Source organism: Pontibacter chitinilyticus, from assembly GCF_039748935.1.
GTDB lineage: Bacteria > Bacteroidota > Bacteroidia > Cytophagales > Hymenobacteraceae > Pontibacter > Pontibacter chitinilyticus.
Genome location: NZ_JBDIZJ010000001.1, coordinates 703845 through 719942 on the forward strand (window position 1 = coordinate 703845; position 16098 = coordinate 719942).

Sequence of the window (16098 nt, forward strand, 5' to 3'; positions counted from 1 at the left end):
AAACTAAAAACTTAATAGGTATGATGGAACCTCAGATTACAGAGCTAGAGCGCGATATCATCAAGGAAATACTGAACATCGGGCTGGCGCGTGCCGCAGATTCCTTTGCAGTGGTAGCCCGGGACCGGGTGCTGCTAAAGGTGCCTGATATCCAGCTTATTGAAGTAAAAGACCTGCTGCTGCTCGTTACACGGTATGAAGATACCCATACTATCATCCAGTCAGACATCAAAGGTGATCTTAATGGCGCTACTTTAATGCTCTTCTCAGAGGATCATATCATACGGCTTTCCGAAGTATGCCTGAGTATGCTGGATGTGCAGAAGGGAGAACTCTCTGTAATGCAAGAGTCTCTGTTGCTCGAGATCAGCAATATTATTACTGGCGCTTTGGTTACGCAACTGGCTAACATTCTCAAATCCGACATCTACGGTTCTCCTCCTAAAATCCCTAAAAGCCACATAGCTGATTCGCTGAAAGACATTCTGGTGCAGCACCCGCTTTTTCAACCGCTGGTTTTTACTGTGATTACCCAGTTCAAGCACAATTTTAAAAGTGTAGAGCTGCCGTTGCTGTTGTTTTTCGATACTAATACGCTTCTGAAAATGCTGGAGATCATCCGGTCGTTCGGCAACAATAAAAACGCCATATTGGAAACCGACTAACCCCAAACACAGTACATGTAGCGAACCATTACGTAGCGCAGCATTTGCTCATGTCCGGACCCAAATTTAAACTCAGCGCCTATGAGCTAACCGGTTACCTATTAATCATAGCCGGCGCCATTGTACTTGTCTGGGGTACCATCAAATTTAACCTGCTGCAGGAGCTTTACCTGGAGCCGGAGCAGCGCAAAGGCAATGTGTTCGGCGAGTATGGCGAGTTTATCGGCGGCATTGTCGGCTCGCTTTGGGCACTAGCCGGTGTATTTCTCTTCTTTGCCACTTTAACGTACCAGAAGCGGGAATTTGAGCTGCAACGCATTGAGCTCCGGAAAACGCAACTCATCAACCAGCAGCAGAATTTCTCTACGCTGTTCATCAGCTTCATCAGCAAGCATAACGAAATTCTTAACGCGCTGCAGGCCTTCGATATCAACGAAAGTGTCTGGAAAGGTATAAATTTCTTCGTTTTTATACAGGAAAAAGTGCTTTCGTCTTTTGTGCAGCGCGCCCGCAGTCTGCCACCTACTGACAAGTCTTACGAGCAACTCTGCCAGATCTTTCAGGATTATTTCATCTACCATTTCAAGTTTTACCAGTCCAGCCTGAATCCCTACCTCATCAACCTGAGCGTGGTGTTTAAACTCATACAGCGCTACCGCGCCGAGGCACAGGAGGAGGACGAGTATTACAGCCTGATCACCAAAGCCAGTTTTACGCAATCAGAGCTGTTCCTGATCTATCATGTCGTCAAGTTCAACCTGCTCAAGGAATTTCAGAATTTCAACAACACCTTTAATGTATTTGAGGACTTAGTGGAAGAGTATAAAGTAGATTACCTGGTGCGGCAGGAGATGAAGTATGAAGCAGGCCAGGCCGATGTGCTGGCAAAGGACAGTCATAATATTTAACATACTAATATTTAGGATGTTAGCGTATAAAGGACGGCTTTAGCTTTTGATTATAGCTATAGTTTTCGTTTTTTTGCTGCCAATACATCTTGTCACCTTTCTTAAATTACTGAATGAACGCTTTAGGCAGACACATTTTAGTTGAATTTTATGATTGCTCGCCTGAGCTCATGAACGATGTTGTTCATATCGAAACCAGCATGGTTGCTGCGGCCGAAACTGCTGGTGCAACGGTCATTAACAGTACTTTTCACCACTTTTCTCCTTACGGCGTTTCCGGTGTAGTCGTCATTCAGGAAAGCCACTTAGCCATTCATACCTGGCCCGAGTATGGCTATGCTGCCGTTGACCTCTTTACCTGCGGTGATTCTGTTGATCCCTGGGTTTCTTACAATTACCTGAAAGATGCTTTTGAGGCCGGTCATGGCTCCTCGATGGAGTTACGTCGCGGACAGCTCAGCCTGCTCAAGCGCACAGATTTTAACCTGGATGCGCTGCGTAATTTACATCCAAAAACAGTAGAGACAGATGGTGTTATTTCGCGCGATGTGTGGTTTACGGAGCGGGACGAGAACATTGCACTTTCCCTGAAACACTCCGGTAAGCAATTGTACAAAAAAGACTCGCCTTACCAGCGTGTGGAGATATACGAAACACTGGCTTATGGCAACATGCTTACCTTGGATGGGATGGTGATGTGCACCCAAAAGGACGAATATGTGTACCACGAGATGATCACGCATGTGCCAATGTTCAGCCATACTCAGGCGAAGCGGGCACTAGTAATTGGCGGCGGCGACGGCGGCACGGTGCGCGAACTGCTGCGCCACAAGCAACTTGAAGAAGTAACGCTGGTAGAAATTGACGAACTGGTGATCGAGGCCTGCAAGCTGCACCTGCCGGAAACGGCCATCGCTTTTGGTAATCCGCGCCTCAACCTGCTGGTGGAAGACGGCATTAAGTATATCAACGCATGCGCCGACGGTCGTTATGACCTGATTATTGTGGATTCGGCCGATCCGGTAGGTCCCGGAGAAGGGCTTTTTACGACCGAATTCTACAGCCAGGTATACCGATGCCTTACCCCGGATGGTGTGATGATCACGCAATCTGAGTCGCCTCGCTTTAACAGCGGGGTGTTTGTGGAAATATACGATACCTATAAGCAGATCTTCGGTAAGGATAAAGTGCATTGCTACCTGGCTGCCATTCCTACTTACCCAACCGGTACCTGGAGCTTCTCTTATTCCTCCAAAGGCGACGCGCACCCGCTCCACTATAACCGCGATGCCGCTGCCCTTTTTTCAAAAACTCAGGGGCTGAAGTACTATAACGAACAAATGCATACAGCAGCTTTTGCGCTACCTAATTTTGTGCAGGCGCTGTTGCAGCATCAGACAGAAACTATATCGAACTAACCTGCTTCGGCAACTTATATGAACAGTAAAGAACAGAAAATCGCCAACTTCGATCCGAATGGCGTAGGCGATGTGAGCGGGGGCGTGTTTGGCCTTCCATTCTCCATCGAAGAAGCAGAGGTTGTGATTATACCTACTCCTTGGGAGGTGACGGTGTCCTACAGTGCCGGCACGGCGCAGGGGCCGCAGGCTATAAAAGATGCTTCTCCGCAGCTCGACCTATTTGAACCAAACATCAAAGATGCCTGGAAACTTGGTATCGCTATGGAGGAGATTTCGGAAGAATGGGCTGCCACTAGTGATGACCTGCGCCAACAAGCGGAGCGTTATATCACCTGGTTGGAAGAAGGAAAGCCGGAAGCGGGAAGAGCAGAGTTTGAGCAATTGCCAGCGAAGATTACGGATAAAGGTACTGAGATGCTGCAGTGGCTGAAGCAAAAAGCATTGGGCTACCTGGAGCAAGGCAAAATTGTCGGAGTGCTGGGCGGCGACCACAGCACCCCACTTGGTTTAATGCACGCATTGGCCGAAAAGCACGAAGAATTTGGCATTCTGCAGGTAGATGCGCATGCCGACTTACGCGAAGCGTACGAAGGCTTTGAGTTCTCCCACGCATCCATCATGTATAATGCTTTGAAACTGCCGCAGGTCAAAAAGCTGGTGCAGGTCGGCATCCGAGATCTGTGCCAGGCAGAAGCAGAACTGGCGGAGCAGTCGAATGGCCGTGTTACTATTTTCTATGATGCTACGCTGAAGGAAAACATGTATGGCGGCGATAGTTGGAAGAAGGAATGCAAGAAGATCATCGCACAGCTGCCGCAGAAAGTATACATCAGCTTTGATATCGATGGGCTGGACCCGAAACTTTGCCCCGGCACCGGCACCCCTGTACCCGGCGGATTGGAGTTTGAACAGGCGGTGTTCCTGATAAAGCAACTGGTAAAATCCGGCCGTGAAATTATTGGCTTTGACCTATGCGAAGTAGCGCCGGGTGAGACAGAGTGGAACGGTAATGTAGGCGCTCGCATGTTACTCAAACTCTGCAACTGGACAGCTGCCTCGCAGCAGAAATTAGTAGCCCAGTTGTAGCAAGTATAAATCAGCTTTATGAAGCCGCACCACCACTGGTGCGGCTTTTTTATGCTTCAGCAAGTGCGCAGGAGAAGCCGGTTTATCTTTCTTTAAGTGGTTGCGTATGTATGGGCTACAGAAAATTAATGAAAATACGATACACCTAAAAAACGAAACTATGGGATTTATTATCAGATTATTGATTGTGGGCGCTGCAGCTATGCTGTCTGCTTATTTCCTGCCCGGGGTATCCATTGATGGCTTTGTAACGGCAATTATTCTGGCATTGGTGCTGGCTGTTCTGAATGCTATTGTGCGCCCTATACTTGTTTTTCTCACCATTCCGGTCACCATACTTACACTTGGTCTTTTCCTGTTAGTGATCAATGCGCTCATCATACTACTGGCCGACTGGCTGATTGCCGGCTTCCAGGTAGATGGTTTCTTGTGGGCGCTGATCTTCAGCCTGGTGCTTTCACTCATCACCGCTATACTTGATGCTATTTTTTAAAGCTGATAGCAATAGCTATTATTAAACTGAAAAAGCCCCTGTTGCAAACATTGCAGCAGGGGCTTTTCTTATGAACTACAGCTATCTTACAGCTTAGATTGTTTGTTGCTGATCCATTCTTCGCAGGCTTTCGCCGTTTCTTCACAAATATCAGCGCAGTGCTGGCAATGGTCGGTGTCGTGCTTGCGACATTCCTGCTCACATTTACGGCAGATCTCGATACACTCCTTCATCACATGTACGGCATGAGCTGAGTTGCGCGCCACAAATTGTGCGGTAAGAATGCAGATATCGGCGCAGTCGCGATCTATTCTGATGCAGTCGGCCATCATTTTTACATTGTCCTCTTCCAGGCAAAGGGTGGCGCAGGTTTCGCAGGCAGTCATGCATTTAACTAATTGATGCTCCAGGTTATCTGTTATCTCTGATTTCATAGCGTATAAGTATAGTTTTATTTTGGATAATGTCTTATAAGGTACGGGAGCCATTTCACATAGTTATTTGTTAGGCACGTGAGCATGCTTAAACCCGGCCGGTTGCTGAATTTATACTTATCTTTGTAGCAGAGAACAGGAAACAGGAAGCAGGTATGCCTGCGCAGCGAAAGAGAGAAAACATGGATATTCGAGCAGCACGCGAAGCACTGAAGTTATACTTCGGATACGACCAGTTCCGGCCTATGCAGGAGCAGATTATCGGCAGTGTGTTGCAGAAAAAAGATGTGGTGGTGTTGATGCCTACCGGCGGCGGAAAATCTGTCTGTTACCAGGTGCCGGCCGTGGTGCTACCTGGTATTTGTGTGGTCGTGTCGCCGCTGATAGCGCTGATGAAGGACCAGGTAGAGGCGCTGCAGGCCAACGGCATTCCGGCGGCTTATATGAACAGCTCGCTCTCCGGCGAAGAACAGTATGACATTGAGAATAAGTGTCTTGGAAATGAGCTGAAGCTGCTCTATGTGTCGCCGGAGAAGCTTTTATCAGCAGGATTTATCTCGTTCCTGAAACGACTGAACATTTCGCTGTTTGCAATTGATGAGGCGCACTGTATTTCGGCCTGGGGCCACGATTTCCGACCCGAGTACACACAGCTGAAAGCGCTGAAGCAGCAGTTTACGCACGTGCCGGTAATTGCCCTGACTGCCACGGCTGATAAACTCACGCAGAAAGATATACTGGAACAGCTTTACCTGCAGAATCCGCAGGTATACATCTCTTCCTTCGACCGCCCTAACATAAACCTGATGGTACGGCCGGGGCAGAACCGCTTTAACCGCATCCTTGATTTTTTGGAGCGGCGAAAGGGACAGCCCGGCATTGTGTACTGCCTCAGCCGAAAAGGAACAGAGTCGCTGGCAGAAAAGCTGAAAAGCAGCGGCTATAAAACTACCTACTACCATGCCGGTATGAACCCGCAGCTGCGCGCTAAAGCGCAGGAGCAGTTCTTGCGCGATGATGTACAGATCGTCTGTGCCACTGTTGCCTTTGGCATGGGCATCGACAAATCCAATGTGCGCTGGGTAATCCACTACAACCTGCCGAAAAATATTGAAAGTTATTACCAGGAAATAGGCCGCGCCGGTCGGGATGGGGCAAAATCAGATGCATTGTTGTTTTACAGCTTTGCTGATGTGATGAACATGCGCAACATGCTTGCGGAAGGCGAAGGCAACAAAAACCAGACAGAGCTGCAGTTGGTGAAGCTGGAGCGGATGCAGCAGTTTGCCGAAGCCTCGGCCTGCCGCCGCCGTATTCTGCTGCAGTATTTTGGTGAACAGATGAAGAAAGATTGCGGCAATTGCGATATCTGCCGCAACCCGCCCTCTACTTTCGACGGCACGCTGTTGGTTCAAAAGGCTCTCTCCGCCATTGCTCGTACGCAGGAGCAGGTCACGATGGGGTTGCTAGTCGATGTGCTGCGTGGTTCCCGTAACAGCCAGGTGCTACAGGGAGGCTTCGATAAAATTAAAACGTACGGGGCCGGCCGCGACATTGGGCCGCTGGACTGGAACCGTTACCTGCACCAGATGCTGAACGCTGGCCTGATTGAGCTGGCCTACGACCAGAATTATACTTTAAAGCTGACAGAGCAGAGTCGGCAGGTACTCTTCGAAAACCGGAAGGTACAGCTGGTGAAGTTTGAGGAAGTAAAGCAAAAAGAAGAGGAGCAGCGCATCAAGGCACGTCCGAAGAAGGAACTGATCAAAGATGCTTTGTTTGAGCGCCTCCGTGCTTTGCGTAAGCGCATTGCTGATGCCGCCAACGTGCCGCCCTACGTGGTGTTTACCGATAGCACTTTACTGGAAATGGCAGCCGAAAAGCCCACTAATAAGATTGCAATGCTGGCGATCTCGGGTGTAGGCAAACTCAAGTATGAGCACTATGGCGATGCCTTCATCAACGAGATCATCGACTTTGTGACCGAGGAGCAGGCAAAAGGCAACAAGCTGAAAGGGGCCACGCACCTGGTCACGCTGGAAGCTTTCCAGAAAGGCCATACGCCTGACCAGATTGCAAAGCAGCGCAATCTAAACCCAGTAACCATCTACTCACACTTGGCTACACTCTACGAGCAGGGCTATGCCATACCGATAGAGCAGTACCTCACCAAAGCCGAGTACAAGGTGATCGCGAAAGTGATTGAAAAGCATGGCACAGAGGGCAAGTTGAAGGAAATGTTTGAGGAGTTGGAGGGCAAGTATGAGTACTATAAAATTCGCCTGGCCGTATCAGTTTACAAAAAGGAAAACAGTTGATGACCGGGTGCGGTAGCAATGTGTGCCCGTTAAATATAAAAAGAAAAGGCTGCCTGATATGGGCAGCCTTTCTTGTATACATGTGAACGATGGAATATTATTCTAGTTCAAGGAGGCAATCGGGTCAGGTGTGCCGTCTTTGTCGCCCGTAATGGTTCCCTGCGATAGTACCATGCCTCTTAGCAGCAGAATGCCCGCCACATGTGGGGCAGCAAAGGAGGTACCAGACCAGCCACCGCTGTTAGCACCCGTTTTGCTGGTGGTGGTAATATTCACGCCGGGAGCTGCGAAATCAACGGTGGCGCCAAAATTTGAGTTTGCCCACATGTTCCCGTTCTCATCCATGGCTGAAATAGTATAAACACCTGTTGCATTTACGCGGGCAGGAGAAGAGCCGTAACAGTCTACGTTGCTGTTGCCAGCTGCAATTGCAAACAGAATACCCTTAGCTGCGGCATCCAGCACTGCTTGGTCCAGGGTTGATGAGGCTCCACTGCCCAAGCTCATATTTACCACATCACCTGGCTTCGCATTATTATACACGTAATTTACAGCAGCAATTACCCTCGATATACTTCCCTGGCCCGCATCGTCAAATATGCGCAACGCAACGACAGTCGCATTTGAGGCAACTCCCAGAACGCCTGCGCCATTATTTTTGGCAGCTATAACACCAGCAACGGCTGTACCATGCCCTAAACCATCTTCAACGGAGGTAATGCCATAAATAAAAGACATACTACGTGTCAGGTCAATATTCAGGTCCGGGTTATCTGTATCAATACCTGAGTCAATTATAAAAACTGTTTTGCCGGTACCATCGCCATAGCCTACCCGCGCAACGTTCCAGGGCACCAGTTCGCCTGTCAATGGTGTAACAGGCAGGTAAGCTGGCACACTTGGAGCCGGTTCAGGAGTAGGTACAGGTGCTGGCTCCGGTGTTGGAGTAGGTGTCGGCTCTGGAGCAGGAGTAGGCTCAGGAGTAGGAGCAGGTGCTGGCTCTGGTGTAGGAGCTAGTATAGGCGAGAACTTGCCCCCACCTTTACCTGTTGTTCCGATTTTCTGAACTTCTTTTTTGATGGAGATAAATTTATCCTGTTCTATGTAAGCAATTGCAGGGTTGTCGCGCAGCAAGTCAAGCTGTGCTGGTGTTAACTTAGCAGCGAAACCATTTACCACGCCATTAAAGATTTGCTGCAGATCAGCTGAATTGATATGCGCCTGGTTAAGCACTGTTTGTCTGATCGTACTGTTAACCGCTGAGTTTCCTCCATGCAAGGCATTTCCACTCTTATTAGCTTCTTTAAAAACAATAATGTATTGTCCTTCAATAGCTAAACCATTCTGTGCATCGTCAGCAGAAACAGGCGAGGGGAGCAGATCTCCCGCCGAATCCTCTTTCTGGCAACCTGTTATGCTAATGGCACTCGCCAGTGCCACACAGGATATAATTTTCCTAAAAGCGCTTGATTTCATTATGAAATAATAAGGGTGAAAATTTAAGTATAATAAGGTGATAACTGTGGCGATATTCCTAATGTAGTTGCTTTAGTCGTAGCAAAATACCTTTTTTTGCCATTTATATTGTAGGCTTGTGTTCGTAAAGTATAAATTATATACAACAGGTGCAGCAACTAACAAAGGCATGTGTAAGCATTAATTATCATAAAATACTTAACAGGACGTTGAGATCAAGCAAGGTTAAAGAGCCGTCTGGTTTCTTCATTATTTCTTTTGTCCAGTTTTAATTTTTTATAAATGTAGGAGAAAGCTAATAATAAATCCAAATTATTGTTATACAAGAATGAAGGAAAAATTTGTACTTATTAAATATTGTTAAATATTCATATTCATGTTATATTCTTTACTGTTTTTGTTCAACAATAAGGCTAAATTTTAAACTAAAAATCTGCTTATGAAACTTTTATGCTAAAAATATTAGTTTTGTTAATAATAATTAGTAAATTTACATAGGTAAACTCCAGATAAAGTTGTAAGAGAGTTTCTACACTAAACAAATTGGCAAAACCGTGCAAAATGTAACTTCAAATATTAGGTTTCTGCGCAAAAAAGCAGGCTATACGCAAGCGCAATTGGCTGAAAAGCTGGATATTAAACGATCGTTGGTTGGGGCGTATGAAGAAGGTAGGGCAGAGCCAAAGCTTAGCACCCTGGTGAATATTGCTCAGCTCTTCGGTATTTCGCTCGATAAACTGATCACTTTGGACCTTGGTACAGGTAAAGGTGATGCGGCAGGACAGCCCCTTGCTACAGACGGCAAGCTGCGGGTACTCGCTATTACGGTAGATGAGGAGCAGCGTGAAAATATTGAACTGGTGCCACTGAAAGCAAGTGCCGGTTACCTGAATGGCTATGCCGATCCGGAATTTATAGAGGAACTGCCCCGGTTTCGCTTGCCTATGCTGGGCAACAGCGGTACATTCCGTGCCTTTGAAATAAGTGGTGATTCTATGTTACCTATAGCCTCTGGTACTGTAATTGTTGGGCGCTATATTGAAGAATGGGGAACAATAAAAGACGGTACACCTTGTATTATAGTTAGCCAGAAAGAGGGCGTTGTATTCAAGCGCATTTATAATAAAATACAAGAGGCATCGGTGCTTCGCCTGCACTCTGATAACCCGATCTATACGCCCTACGAACTGCATGTAGAAGATGTGCTGGAGATCTGGGAAGCCAAATCTTACATCAGTTCTACTTTCCCAATCGCAGATCTGTCACTCGATAAGCTGTCTTCTATTGTGCTGGACCTGCAGAAAGAAGTACAGAAGCTCAAAAAGGTCGATTAGATCATCTGTACACCATTGGTAAAACCTGCCCGGTCGGTAGCCGGGGCAGGTTTTCCTGTTTATAGCCTAAGCACATGTGTGCAGTGGTTACGTTAACAACAACCGCGCTATATGCGTAAAGGTGTACAGGCAGCCCCGCATGCTGCTAAAGTATAAACTTAAACTCTGCGCAATGATAAAAATTATTCCCGCTACCGAACGCCACGAAGCCAAAATTGAAGACTGGCTCACTTCGCATTATTTGTTCTCTTTTGCAGATTACTATGATCCCGGTAACGTTCAGTTTGGACCATTGCGTGTATTTAACGATGATTGGATCGGCCCTAAAAAAGGATTCCCGTCGCACCCGCACACCGATATGGAGATCATTACCATTGTACTGGATGGGGCAATCAAACACACCGATAGTTTGGGAAATGAAGCAACCATACCGGCGGGGCAGGTGCAGCGTATGAGTGCCGGTACGGGTATTACGCACTCCGAGACCAATGATGGGGAAGAGGCTGCCCACTTGTACCAGCTGTGGTTTCTAACAAATAAGAAGGGATTGGCACCATCCTATGAGCAGATGGCTGTAGATTTCCTGGATACCAAAGGCAAGTTAGTACCTCTTGCTACTGGTCAGAAGGTATTGGAGGATGTCGTTTTTATGAACTCCAACTCCACGGTATACTATGGTAATCTTTCAGAAGGCAATGAATATGACTTTCAGACTTTTAAGATTCGGAAAACATTAGTGTATGTGACATCGGGTGCCCTGCTGGTGAATAATGTGGAACTAGAGCAGTATGATCAGATCCGTCTGGAGGAAATGGATGTGGTACGCCTGCATGCCTCTGCAGATACTACCTTCATCCTGATCGATGTACCTGCTGCCGAAGCTAACTATTAAGAGCAACAGCAAATCTATCTGCCTTCTTCCCTTTGCCAGGCAGCTTTCCAGAGCACGTTAAAGTTCTGAAGTGGATAGCTGCACAGGTACACGGCGGTGCCATACTCGCGGGCATTCGGGTTGGAAATTTTGCCGATAAGCTGTACATGCCCAAATGCCTGCTTCACATCATCACCTAAAACATCATTGATATAGATGAGGTGCGTGACTTCAGGCTTAAACTCTCGCGGACTCCAGTACCGGAAGCTTTCATTGAAGCTGACCGGCTGCGGGAGTCCGTATTTATTTCCAATAATATAAATAGCTCCTGCCTGTCCGTAATTCTCGCAGTAAATGACGCATCGCTGTTTGTCTGGCACCTGCTGATAGGCTTTGTTTGTAAGGGATGCTAATTCTTCCCAGCCCAGCATATCTGCATAGTCCTGCGGAAGCGAGTGCACTGTTCCGTCTTCAAAGCGCCTGCCTAAATCCAGCTTATACTTAGTTTCAAGTGTATTGAAGTAGCGTACCAAGCCTTTAGGTTTTAGTACTGGTAAGCCAAACGGCAGCAACGGGAGCATCAACATTGCGACAAGAATAGGAAGGGCAACACGAAAAACTATACGTTGAAGTAGGTTTTCATAACAAACAGCACCGGCAGCAATCAACATCGGGAAAATACCCATTGTATAATAACTTTTGCCATGTAGCAGCAACAAGGCAACTACTACAAACACGGTCAGGTAGCCAAGCAACCGGTAGCGTTGCATGCGCGGGTGAAGCAGCAAGAAAAGCATGCCCGGTAACGTAAGCAGGCTAGCGCCCATGGCAATTTCTAACTGGCCGGTCAGAAAGACTGCAGGGTTAACATGTACCAGTTGTGTATTGTTGAGCTCCTGCATGTGATGAAAAACGGGCAGCCCCATAGCAAGCTGCCACAGCAGGTTGGGCAAAAAAATCAGCATTGCTGCGGCGATGCCCCAGTAGAATTTTTTACGGGTAAATACTTTCCGGTGCTTTGTGACGGCCAGCAATAGTACCAAGCCCAGCACCAGCAGGCCAACCAGGTACTTGTTGAGTAAAGCAAAGCCCAGCACAATGCCAAAGTATAAAAGGTACTTCTCCTCGGATGTTTGCAGGTAGCGGGTGAGCAGGTATAAAAGTAAGGTCCAGAACAGCACATCTAACGCTACCGGTTGATAAAGGAAATAAGCACGCAAGGAAAGTGGCGTGAAAATGAGCGCAATGGCGGCCAGTATTTGGGCATACCCTTTGCCGCCGAGCACCCGGGCAATGGCGCTGGTAAGTATAATCAACACCCCACTAAGTATGGCTGGCAGAATTCGTACAGCTAACAAAGAATAACCAAACAAAAATTGCAGTCCTGTTGCCAGCCAAGCTATCAGTGGAGGAGCACTTGCATAGCCAAAAGCTGGGTGACGCCCGAAGGAGAAGTATAGCAATTCGTCGCGGTGAAACTCCAGGTTATTATAGAATAGTAGGTGCAGCACTACGTTGCACAAGGCAAGCAGGGCAATAACTCCTTTTGCCGATTTTAATACCTGAATAGCTGATGTGTTTTCCATAGCTTCATAAGCTTTCTTCAGAAAAGGTAAGTATTTATTTAGATAAATTGACTTTCCACATCAGCCTTAAATCTGCAGCCAATTTAAACTGCTCACCAACATCTTATATATGGATTACTTGCAGAAGAGGCGGCACAAGCTAATGCCTGTGCCGCCTCTTCTGCAAGTATGATACTAGAACGAGCTGATTTTATAAAGTATACTTGCGGCCTTTGTTCTGCTCTTTCAGGTAGTCCATCAACGGCTGAAAGTAAGCGACCATGGCGCGGGCACTTAGTTCTTCTCCGGTTTTGTCTTTCAGCATCTGGCGCCAGTCAGCCGAAGCTCCCGGATACATGATGTCGTGGAGAAACTTACCGACTTCTTTGTTGCCGTAATAGTTAGTGGCGTGCGGATCCTGGTGCAAAATCTCGCGTGCAATATGATCATGCAACTGAAACAGGATCACGTAAGACAAGGCATAGTCATAGTACTGAGCCGGGTCGTCGTTGATGTGGGTTTTGGTAGCCGGGTCCAGGTATTCTTCGCCGCGCTCTGTTGGCGGCACAATACCCTGGTACTTCTTAGCCAGTTCCCACCAGCGCTTGTTCAGTTGATCTGCCGGCAGGTTTTCGGCGTAAAAATCATTTTCCCACTCGCTCATTACACCCGAAGAGAAAGGAATAAATACCACATAGTTCAGCGCCTCTTTTAGCAGCGACTGCACTTCATCAGTTTGTGTGTTCTTATCAATGAGATTCAGGTTTTCCAGGAACGGCTTCTGCATGGCGGCCAGGCCCATCAGGCTGCCCATGGCTTCGTGGTAGGCACGGTTAGCGCCAGAGCGCAGCAGCACCGGCACATCCGGGTTGGTGTAGGTCAGGTAATAATAAATATGGCCTAGTTCATGGTGTGTGGTTTCATACCATTCTGCATTAGGCTCTACGCTCATGAGGCTGCGTACGTCCTGGTTCAGGTCAATGTGCCAGGCTGAGGCGTGGTTGTTTTTCTTGTAATCAGCACCAACAGGAGCAGGGTATAAGCTTGACTTTTCCCAGAACGTTTGTGGCAGTTGCGGAAAGCCCAGGCTTTGGTAAAAGCGTTCTGCCTGCTTCACTTCCCACTCCGCGCCTTTCGGTTTCAGGGCAGCATCCAGGTCAATGCCTTTTACATTCACCATCGGGCTCCAATCCTGGCCCCAACGGTTAGGCAGCCAATGCGCCGGCAGGTAATCGGGCACCTGTTTTACGCCATACTTCTTGGCTAGTTCATAGCGGGCGTACGTATGCAGTTCGCGGTAAAGCGGGCGAAGCTCCTCGTTTATCTGCTTCATCAGGTCCAGCATCTCGGCACGTGTCATGCCATAATCAGAGGCTTGGTAAGTATAATAATCGTCGTAGCCGAGGCTCTGCACTGTTTTATTGCGTAAGTCGCGCAGGTTCAGCAGCCCTTTTTTTAGCCCTTTGCCTACTTCTTTGCTGGCATTCCAGGCTGCGAGCCGCTTCTTCAGGTCTGTTTCCTTCTTAAGAATATCATCGATCTGATTTGTACTCACCGACTTATTATAAAGCCGATAATCAAAGCCATAGAGGTCCTCCGTCTGCTTCGTTTCCGCTTTAATACGGGTCTTTACCACATCCGGAATGATCTGCGGGTTGTTTGCTCCTGAATAGAGAATAGCCTGAAACTGCTTTGCCTGCAGCGGCGTCAGTTGGTCTTTTTTCGCCAGCATTGCTTTCGCGGTGTTGATGTTTTCAGCGCTGCCGGTAAAAGCGGCAAACGCCTCATTTGCCTGGCGCGTCGCAACGGCATTGGTCGAATCGCCCTCTACAATGTGAGTGTTGGAGCGCCACTCTGCCTCGGACGAAGCCGTGTATAGTTGCTGGTATGTTTTAGAATACTGATTCAAGAAAACCTGGGCTTCCTGCTGTAAGTTTGGGGCTGCCGTAGCAGTTGGTTCTGCTGTTGCCGTAGCATTTGCCGTCGCCGTCGTAGCAGCAGGCTTCTGTGTAGAGCAGGCAGATAGAAGTATAGCGGCGGTGAAACCGCTGTAGATCATTTTTTTCATATTTAAATCTGTTCTTGAGATATGGCTAGCTAGGTTATTATGGTTCTTAGATTTAAAAGTGAATCAATATAGTCACTTTTAAGAAGACATACAGGGCGAGGCATCCGTTTAATGCAGTTCCTCGGGCAGCTGCGCCTCCTGTAACAGGTTATCATCTAAAGTCTTGCTTGTTTTGGCGCCAAGTTCTTTCAGAATTTCCACGCGCCGGATAAGATTGCCCTTGCCTTCTGTGAGCTTGTTCATAGCAGCATTGTACGTACTCTGGCTGTTTTCGAGGTGCTTGCCAATCATTTTAAGGTCGTCTACAAAGCCAACGAATTTGTCGTATAACTTACCGCTTTCTTCGGCTATGCGCAGCACATTTCGTTTCTGGTCTTCCTGTCGCCAAACGCCCGCCACAGTTCGCAATGTCGCCAACAGGGTAGAGGTGGTTACCAGCACAATGTTTCGGTCAAAGGCATCGGTAAAGAGGTCGTGGTCGTGCTGCACGGCCAGGGTAAAAGCAGGCTCCAGCGGAATATACATCATCACGAAGTCCGGGGAGTTGATGCCGTTGAGGCGGTGATAGTTCTTGCGGCCAAGGTCGGTGAAGTGGGTGCGCACCGAGTTGATGTGGCTGCGCAGAAATACTTCCTGCTGGTTTTCCTCTTCACAGCTGCAGTAGGCCTCGTACGCTACCAATGACATTTTGGAGTCAATGATCAGGTGCTTTCCTTCTGGCAACCGTATGATCACATCAGGGCGGTATACTTGCTTTTCGTCGTTCTGCCGTACCTCTTCACGCTCGTAATGCACCCCTTTGCGCAAGCCCGATTTCTCCAGCAGGCTTTCCAGCAGGTATTCGCCCCAGTTGCCTTGGGTTTTACTTTCTCCTTTCAGCGCACGAGTCAGGTTCAGCGCATCCTGGCTCATCTGCTGGTTGAGGCTGGCAAGCTGCGTAATTTGTTCTTTTAAGGAGATGCTGTCTTTCAGTGTCTTCTCATACGTTTGTTCTACCTTCGCTTCAAATTCTTTGATGCGCTCTTTCAAGGGGGAGAGCACACGCTCCAGCGTTTCGGAAGAGGCTTTATTGAAATGTTCGGCATTGGTCATTAATACCTGGTTGGAGATGCTCTGGAACTGCTGCAGAAATTTTTCACGGAGTTGCTCCAATTCACGGCCTTGTTCCTGCAGGCGCCCTTGCAGGTGCTCATAGTCGGTTTCGGTTTTGGTGAGTGCATTGGTAAGTTCCATCGTTTCGGTCTGGGCCTCCCGCAGCTGCGCCTTCAACTGTTCTGCCTCCTGTGTACGCTGCTGCGCCTGTCCTTCTAACACTCCCTGCCTTACCTGTGCCTGCGTAAGGCTTTGTTGCAGGGTACTTTGCCTGCTCTTCAGCGCCAGGAAGGCGACCACCAATCCTCCCAGGAAGGCGGCTATTCCTATGAGTATCTCCATAAAGTAAAGGTAAAGTATTTTAGTA

The 16098-nt window shown here is 48.0% G+C and carries 13 protein-coding genes; 8 read left to right on the forward strand and 5 right to left on the reverse strand.

Annotated elements, in window-relative coordinates:
* Positions 1-20: 20 nt before the first annotated feature.
* From ABDW72_RS03045 to ABDW72_RS03065, 5 genes are all read left to right on the forward strand, one after another.
* Positions 21-665, forward strand: a complete 645-nt coding sequence (locus ABDW72_RS03045; protein ID WP_347156982.1) for a chemotaxis protein CheC — start codon at positions 21-23, stop codon at positions 663-665.
* A gap of 50 nt (positions 666-715) precedes the next feature.
* Positions 716-1573, forward strand: a complete 858-nt coding sequence (locus ABDW72_RS03050) for a putative phage abortive infection protein (protein WP_347156983.1) — start codon at positions 716-718, stop codon at positions 1571-1573.
* A gap of 113 nt (positions 1574-1686) precedes the next feature.
* Positions 1687-2991, forward strand: coding sequence for a polyamine aminopropyltransferase (gene speE, locus ABDW72_RS03055; protein ID WP_347156984.1), 1305 nt, complete (start codon positions 1687-1689; stop codon positions 2989-2991).
* A gap of 18 nt (positions 2992-3009) precedes the next feature.
* Complete coding sequence (locus tag ABDW72_RS03060) at positions 3010-4080, forward strand: agmatinase family protein (RefSeq protein ID WP_347156985.1); 1071 nt, start codon at positions 3010-3012, stop codon at positions 4078-4080.
* Positions 4081-4240: 160 nt separating this feature from the next.
* The gene (locus tag ABDW72_RS03065; RefSeq protein WP_347156986.1) at positions 4241-4573 is read left to right on the forward strand and encodes a phage holin family protein; all 333 of its coding nucleotides are present in this window, start codon (positions 4241-4243) and stop codon (positions 4571-4573) included.
* 86 nt (positions 4574-4659) lie between these two features.
* Here ABDW72_RS03065 and ABDW72_RS03070 read toward each other — a convergent pair whose 3' ends face one another.
* On the reverse strand, positions 4660-5007 hold the full coding sequence (locus tag ABDW72_RS03070; RefSeq protein WP_347156987.1) for a four-helix bundle copper-binding protein: 348 nt from the start codon (positions 5005-5007) through the stop codon (positions 4660-4662).
* Between the two features lie 182 nt (positions 5008-5189).
* Here ABDW72_RS03070 and recQ point away from each other — a divergent pair, with 182 nt between their 5' ends.
* The gene (recQ, locus tag ABDW72_RS03075) at positions 5190-7325 is read left to right on the forward strand and encodes a DNA helicase RecQ (RefSeq protein WP_347156988.1); all 2136 of its coding nucleotides are present in this window, start codon (positions 5190-5192) and stop codon (positions 7323-7325) included.
* Positions 7326-7427: 102 nt separating this feature from the next.
* On the opposite strand, the gene ABDW72_RS03080 is transcribed toward recQ, so the two are convergent.
* Positions 7428-8801: a S8 family serine peptidase gene (locus ABDW72_RS03080; protein WP_347156989.1), complete on the reverse strand. Its 1374-nt coding sequence runs from the start codon at positions 8799-8801 to the stop codon at positions 7428-7430.
* Between the two features lie 554 nt (positions 8802-9355).
* On the opposite strand from ABDW72_RS03080, the gene ABDW72_RS03085 reads away from it, so the two are divergent.
* Both ABDW72_RS03085 and ABDW72_RS03090 read left to right on the forward strand, forming a co-directional pair.
* Positions 9356-10135 (forward strand): XRE family transcriptional regulator, encoded by a 780-nt coding sequence (locus ABDW72_RS03085; RefSeq protein WP_347156990.1) that lies wholly within the window; start codon positions 9356-9358, stop codon positions 10133-10135.
* A gap of 172 nt (positions 10136-10307) precedes the next feature.
* A complete protein-coding gene (locus ABDW72_RS03090) occupies positions 10308-11027 on the forward strand; it encodes a pirin family protein (protein ID WP_347156991.1) in 720 nt (239 codons plus the stop codon).
* Between the two features lie 14 nt (positions 11028-11041).
* On the opposite strand, the gene ABDW72_RS03095 is transcribed toward ABDW72_RS03090, so the two are convergent.
* The 3 genes from ABDW72_RS03095 to ABDW72_RS03105 form a co-directional block, all read right to left on the reverse strand.
* Positions 11042-12592 (reverse strand): ArnT family glycosyltransferase, encoded by a 1551-nt coding sequence (locus tag ABDW72_RS03095; RefSeq protein ID WP_347156992.1) that lies wholly within the window; start codon positions 12590-12592, stop codon positions 11042-11044.
* Positions 12593-12782: 190 nt separating this feature from the next.
* Complete coding sequence (locus ABDW72_RS03100; RefSeq protein ID WP_347156993.1) at positions 12783-14639, reverse strand: M2 family metallopeptidase; 1857 nt, start codon at positions 14637-14639, stop codon at positions 12783-12785.
* 108 nt (positions 14640-14747) lie between these two features.
* On the reverse strand, positions 14748-16073 hold the full coding sequence (locus tag ABDW72_RS03105; RefSeq protein ID WP_347156994.1) for a DNA recombination protein RmuC: 1326 nt from the start codon (positions 16071-16073) through the stop codon (positions 14748-14750).
* Between the last annotated feature and the right edge of the window lie 25 nt (positions 16074-16098).